General features: G+C 76.6%; 4 protein-coding genes and 1 pseudogene. 2 read left to right on the top strand and 3 right to left on the bottom strand.

Annotation, left to right across the window (positions count from 1 at the left end):
* The 3 genes and pseudogenes from IDM29_RS15235 to IDM29_RS15225 all read right to left on the bottom strand — a co-directional run.
* Positions 1-431: pseudogene (locus IDM29_RS15235) on the bottom strand (ATP-dependent DNA ligase); the annotation flags it as partial.
* A 91-nt stretch (positions 432-522) separates the two neighbouring features.
* Positions 523-972 carry an arsenate reductase ArsC gene (locus IDM29_RS15230; protein WP_309232751.1) on the bottom strand — a complete coding sequence of 150 codons (450 nt, stop codon included), beginning with the start codon at positions 970-972 and terminating at the stop codon, positions 523-525.
* Positions 969-3,089 carry a S9 family peptidase gene (locus IDM29_RS15225; RefSeq protein ID WP_188037732.1) on the bottom strand — a complete coding sequence of 707 codons (2,121 nt, stop codon included), beginning with the start codon at positions 3,087-3,089 and terminating at the stop codon, positions 969-971. Before IDM29_RS15225 ends, IDM29_RS15230 begins: the two co-directional genes overlap by 4 nt.
* Positions 3,090-3,202: 113 nt before the next feature.
* On the opposite strand from IDM29_RS15225, the gene IDM29_RS15220 reads away from it, so the two are divergent.
* Complete coding sequence (locus IDM29_RS15220) at positions 3,203-4,162, top strand: SPFH domain-containing protein (RefSeq protein WP_188037731.1); 960 nt, start codon at positions 3,203-3,205, stop codon at positions 4,160-4,162.
* On the top strand, positions 4,159-4,352 hold a 194-nt coding region (locus IDM29_RS15215), incomplete at its 3' end, for a hypothetical protein (RefSeq protein ID WP_223148390.1). The genes IDM29_RS15220 and IDM29_RS15215, both read left to right, overlap by 4 nt.

Here is a 4,352-nt window from a genome sequence, read left to right as displayed (position 1 = left end):
GGCACGCCCGCGGCCTGCGCGACCGCGTCGAGCAGCAGCGCGTCGAGCGCGCCCTGTCGCAGCTCGCCGGTCACCAGGCCCCGGAGCAGGCGCTGCTCGTCGGCCGTGGCGGCGGCGAAGAGCTCCGTGGCCAGCGCCGTGCGGGCGGTCGCGGAGCCGGGGCCGGCGAGCGCGGCCATGCGCTCGAAGGCGGCGTCGACCGCGAGCACGTCGAGCGACGGCGCGGCCGCCGGTTCGGGGAGCGTCGCGAGCGATCGCCAGCCCAGGCCGGTGCGCCGCTGCCGCAGCTCGCCGCCGAGGTACCGGGCCACGACGGGGACCTCCGCCGGCGCGGTGCGACGCAGGAGGTCGACCAGCAGTGCGCGCTTGGCGAGGCGCGAGCGGGTCGCGGCGAGCGCGGTCGAGGTGGCGGCGACGTCGGCGAGCAGCACGAGGCCCATCCTCGTGCGCCCGCCGGTGCCGCGCGCGGGTTCTGGCACGGATCCCGGCGCGGCGGCACCCGGATCCGTGCCAGAACCGGCGTCAGGCGTCGACCGGGGGGACGCCGAGCTCGGCGAGGAGCGTCAGGACGCGGGCGCGGATCTCGTCGCGGATGGGGCGCACCGCCTCGACGCCCTGGCCGGCGGGGTCCTCGAGGGCCCAGTCCTCGTACCGGGTGCCGGGGTAGTACGGGCACGCGTCGCCGCAGCCCATGGTCACGACCACGTCGGACGCCTGGACGGCCTCGGCGGTGAGCACCTTGGGGCGCTCGGAGCGGAGGTCGATGCCCACCTCCGCCATCGCCTCGACGGCGGCCGGGTTGATCTGCTCGGCGGGCATCGATCCCGCGGATCGCACCTCGACCGCGCCGCCCGACAGTGCCGTGAGGAAGCCCGCCGCCATCTGCGAGCGCCCGGCGTTGTGGACGCACACGAACAGGACGCTCGGGCGCGCACCGGCCTCGACCGCGCCCGGCGCGGCGGCCGCGCTCACCGGCCCGACGCCGACGGCGCGACCGGCAGGTGCTGGGCCCACCAGCGCAGCACGTGCTCGAAGCGCGTGATGCGGTGGCGGGGGCGGCCCGAGCGCGTGAGCTCGTGCCCCTCGCCGGGGAACAGCAGGAGCTCCGCGGGCACGCCGCGGCGCTTGAGCTCGACGAACCAGCGCTGGCCCTGCTCGACGGGGCACCGCCAGTCCTGCTCGGAGTGGATCACCAGGGTCGGCGTGCGCACGCGGTGCACGTGCGCCATCGGCGACTGCGCGGCGAGCGCCGCGGCCTCCTCGGGCGTGTCCCCGCCGCCGAGGTACTCGAGCCCGAAGAACCAGCCGATGTCGCTCGACCCGACGAAGCTGATGGGGTCGAGGAAGCCGCGCTCGACGATCGCGGCGGCGAAGCGGTCCGTGCGCGTCGTCAGCCAGGCGGTCATGTAGCCGCCGTAGGAGCCGCCGAGGACCCCGACACGCTCCGCGTCCAGGCCGAGCGAGGCGTCCGCGAGCGCCGCGTCCAGCAGCGCGACGACGTCGTCGGCGTCGACCGTGCCGAAGCCGCGGCGGATCGCGCGGCCGTGCGCGCGCCCGTACCCGGCGGAGCCGCGCGGGTTGCCGTAGACGACCGCGTAGCCGGCCTCGGCGAGCACCTGCACCTCGTCGAACAGCGCGTGCGTGTACTGGGCGAACGGTCCGCCGTGGATGAGCAGCAGCGTCGGGTGCGGCCCCGTCCCGTAGCGCTGCGGGTCCGGCAGCGCGACCCAGCCGTGGACGGGGTAGCCGTCGGGCGCCGTCGCCGTGAGCTCGCGCGGTGTGCGGACCCGACCCGTCGCGCGCAGCGGCGCGGACAGGTCCGTCAGGGCGCGCACGGCGCCGGTCGCGCGGTCGACGGCCAGCACGTCCCCGGAGGAGACCGGGGAGGCGGCGCACACGACGACGGCGTCGGCCGCCGCGTCCAGGCCGCTCACCACGGCGGGCGAGTCGACCAGCACCCGCGGCTCGCCCTCGCCCGTCGCGGGCACGGCGAGCAGCACGACGGCGCCGCGCCGCTGGTCGGCGACCAGGACCTCGTCGCCGGCCAGCGCGAGCAGGCCGGGGACGAGGTCGGTCGTCTCGGCGTCCGTCAGGCGGCGCGGGGTGACGTGCGGTGCCAGGACCGCCTCGCCGGCGTCCTCGGCGCCCTCGAGCTCCGTGGGCCGGACCGGCTCGTCGAGCCGGGCGCGCACCTGCGCCAGGTCGAGCGTGAACAGGCCCGTCTGGGAGGCGACGAAGTCGAGGCGCGACGGCCCCTGGTCGCCCGCGAGCAGCCACAGCGTGCGCCCGTCCGCGGACGGCAGGACGGTCTCGACCGAGAGCGTCGACCCACGGGCGGCGTCGGTGAGCGGGCGGGGGAGCGGCGGCTCCGACCCGGCGTCGCGCGGCGTCCGGGGCGCCTCGACGAGCACGGCGTCGCGCAGCAGGTCCTCCTCCCGCCCCGGGTGCAGGGCGGCGACCGCCACGAGCGCCTCGCCGTCGGGCAGCCACCGGGGCGCGGCCACGTCGACGTCTCCGGACGTGAGCTGCACCGGCTCGGGCAGGTCGCGGGCGGCCTCGCCGGGCTCGCCGTCGCGCGGGACGTCGACCACGAAGACGTGCTGCGGGCGGTCGCGGAAGAAGCCGATGCCGTCGCCGCGGTAGCGGAAGGTCGTGATGTGGCGCGGCGCCTCGGCGCCCGGGTCCTCGCCCGCGACGTAGCGGCCCTCCTCGGGGACGCGCGCGAGGTAGGCGAGGCGCGCGCCGTCGGGGGAGAAGCGGGGCTCGCTCACGCCGAGGGGGGCGTCGGTCAGCCGCACGGGCTCGCCGCCGCCGGCCTCGACGACGTGCAGCTGCGGGCGGCCCTTCGGCTCCGCGCGCACGAAGGCGATCAGGCGGCCGTCGGGCGACCACACGGGCGACGTGTCGCGGTGGCCGCGGGTCAGCGGCGCGGGCGGGCGCGAGCCGTCGACGGGGACGGTCCAGAGGCTGCCGACGTACTCGTCGGTCTCCGGGTCGGGCGCGACGACCGGGACGACGACCGTCGTCCCGTCCGGGCTGAGCGCCGGGGCGCCGGGCGTGCGGAGCAGCGGGAGGTCGGTGGGAAGCACGGGACCAATCTATGCACCCCCGGCCCGTCCGGCGCTGTCCGTCCGGCGTTGAAATGTGCTATCACTTTGCTATACGCCGCCGATCCGGCGGTCGTCAGCACCAGGAGGAGCCCATGTCCGAGACCGTCCCCCCACCGCAGGCCTCCGTCGGCGGCGACCCCGCCGGGCGCCCGGTCGGCCACTCCGGCGCGCGCGTCGACGTCGCCGAGCGCCTCGCCTGGTCGCTGGGCACGGGTCCGGCCCTCCTCGTGATCCTCGCCGCGCTCGTGATGATCGGCGCGTGCGTCCCGCTGTTCATCGTGGCCGACGGCGGCGAGGACCTGGCGGGCGTCCTGGGCATCGTCCTGGCCCTCGTGGGGCTGGTGCTGCTGACCAGCGTCGCCGTCATCAGCCCGGGGCAGACGCGCGTGGTCCAGCTCTTCGGCCGGTACATCGGCACCATCCGCCGCACCGGCCTGGTGCTCACGGTGCCGCTGACCACCCGCAAGAAGGTCTCCGTCCGCGTCCGGAACTTCGAGACCAACGAGCTCAAGGTCAACGACGCCGACGGCAACCCGATCAACATCGCGGCGATCGTCGTGTGGCAGGTCGCGGACACCGCCAAGGCGACCTTCGCCGTCGAGGACTACGCCGACTTCGTGCGGGTGCAGTCCGAGTCCGCCCTGCGCCACGTCGCGATGTCCCACCCCTACGACCAGGCCGACGCCGGCGAGGAGTCGCTGCGCGGCGCGACGGACCTGGTCTCCGCGGAGATCGCGACGGAGGTCGCGGCTCGCGTCGTCATCGCGGGCCTGGAGGTCATCGAGGCGCGGATCTCGAACCTCGCCTACGCGCCCGAGATCGCCCACGCGATGCTCCAGCGGCAGCAGGCCGGCGCGATCATCGCCGCCCGCGAGCGGATCGTCGACGGGGCGGTCGGCATGGTCGAGAGCGCGCTCAACCGGCTCGAGGCCGACGGGATCGTCGACCTCGACGACGAGCGGCGCGCCGCCATGGTGTCGAACCTGCTCGTCGTCCTGTGCGGGCAGAGCGGCGCCACCCCGGTCGTCAACACGGGGTCGCTGTACACGTGAGCGACGAGCAGCCGGCCCGGCCGGGTCGGGGACGCGAGCGCCGCCAGGTGCTGCTGCGCCTCGACCCGGCCGTGCACGACGCGCTCGCGCGCTGGGCCGCCGACGAGCTGCGCAGCGTCAACGCGCAGGTCGACCTCGTCGTGCGGCGCGCGCTCGCGGAGCAGGGCCGGCTGCCCTCCGCGGCGGGGCC

The sequence above is a fragment of the Actinotalea sp. JY-7885 genome (genome assembly GCF_014525465.1).
Classification (GTDB): domain Bacteria; phylum Actinomycetota; class Actinomycetes; order Actinomycetales; family Cellulomonadaceae; genus Actinotalea.
The sequence above is the reverse complement of the archived record's forward strand: the minus strand, read 5'-3'. Positions and strand labels throughout refer to the sequence as shown.